Here is a 1,074-nt window from a genome sequence, read left to right as displayed (position 1 = left end):
CACTGACCCTACGGGTACAGTGCGGGGCTCCTGCGATTTCTAGCTGAAGCAGACAGGTACGGTAGTCCGTGAGTTCAGTCCAGAAACAAACGCCAATCTGGGTCTCTGGGAAACATTGACCGAGATCTGCCAAAAGGGCAGGAATGGGGCCTTCTAGGAGTAGAACCCGTTCTTCTAATCCCAACTGAGAAATTTGGGTTTGGATATCTTCTGTGCTGATTGACTTTTCGGATGAGCTCTGTAGGGGATTCCGTAGAATCACTGCTAACTTTTCAGGATAGCGAAGCATTGCCTGCAAAACAGCTGCGGACTCTTCCCAGCCAATCTGGCAGAAGATTTGCTGGCTAGGAAGGCAGGCTAAAGCCCAATCTAGGAGCTGGGTGAGACTCTGAGCTTGCTCCAGTTCTAGGAGAAGATCCTGAGCAAGGTCTTGGCAATCCATGGGGAGGGATCCCTGACGTCTGCTCTAGCTTAATGTACCCGGATCCACCCCCAGTTCTCACAACTTTTAGGCCAGGCGCTCAGCCCTTTGCTGCTCCAGTTCAGCCTTGGCAGGCATCAGTTCCCCAGCGGCAGTGGCCCACAGAATCCAGGTGGCCTCCTACCCTCCCACTTCGCTGGGTACAGCCTCAAAACCTCGCTCGGCATGGGTGGTGGAGATGAGCAAGTCCATCTGGCACCTGTGCCGCCAGCTTTCCATGGGTATGCCATTGTCGTAGGAGAGCTCGTCTTGGGTAGGGGCCATCCAGGCAGGTAAACTGGATTCGGCTCTTGCAGACAGGGATCCATGGGGTTGCTTATAACCTATGCTCGGCTTATCGTTTTCCAGGGCAACAGAGATCCCTTGTTGTTGTGTCCAATCCTAGTAGCCTGTAGGAGCTAGAAGAACCTGCCGCTCAACTTGGGGAGTCGAGAAATGCAAGACATCAAGGCCAATGCTCCGCGAATTCTCCTCAATTGGCCAACTCCGCCAGACTATATCCCGCCCCCGCAGCTTTCAGATCGGCAGGTCAGTCTTTGCCCCAAGAGGAGAGCCAAGGGCTTTGGACTAAACTTTGTCAATCTCTCTAAGGA

At 53.6% G+C, this 1,074-nt stretch carries 1 protein-coding gene; it reads right to left on the bottom strand.

Features of this window, described 5'->3' with window-relative positions:
• Positions 1 to 601: 601 nt before the first annotated feature.
• Complete coding sequence (locus tag NW807_RS07575) at positions 602 to 745, bottom strand: hypothetical protein (RefSeq protein WP_414425724.1); 144 nt, start codon at positions 743 to 745, stop codon at positions 602 to 604.
• Positions 746 to 1,074: the final 329 nt, after the last annotated feature.

The sequence above is a fragment of the Synechococcus sp. R70.1 genome (assembly GCF_047461675.1).
GTDB lineage: Bacteria > Cyanobacteriota > Cyanobacteriia > Thermostichales > Thermostichaceae > Thermostichus.
Note: the sequence above shows the minus strand (reverse complement) of the source record. Positions and strands in the feature narration are given on the sequence as shown.